The organism is Halomonas sp. ND22Bw, assembly GCF_003011945.1.
Classification (GTDB): domain Bacteria; phylum Pseudomonadota; class Gammaproteobacteria; order Pseudomonadales; family Halomonadaceae; genus Halomonas; species Halomonas halophila.
Genome location: NZ_PXWD01001321.1, coordinates 1 through 254 on the forward strand (window position 1 = coordinate 1; position 254 = coordinate 254).

Annotated in this window: 1 protein-coding gene; it reads right to left on the minus strand. The window is 66.1% G+C overall.

The genetic code is table 11. From position 1 onward, the window contains the following. Window positions 1-254: dihydroxy-acid dehydratase (locus CVH10_RS22465; protein ID WP_181244695.1), on the minus strand; the 254-nt coding region annotated here is incomplete at both ends.

Below are 254 nucleotides of genomic sequence, written 5' to 3' on the forward strand. Positions count from 1 at the left end.
TGTCCCTCGGCGTAACGTTCACGGACTGCCGCCTTCGCCTTGTTCGGCAATCCCGACGGCATCGGCCCGCCGGGGATCAGCACCATCGGCAGATGGCCGAACCGCAATGCTCCGATCAGCAGACCGGGCACGATCTTGTCGCAGATGCCGAGCAGCGCCGCACCCTCGAACGTTCCGTGGCTGAGCGCGATCGCGGTCGACAGCGCGATCGTGTCGCGGCTGAACAGCGACAGTTCCATGCCGGGATAGCCCTG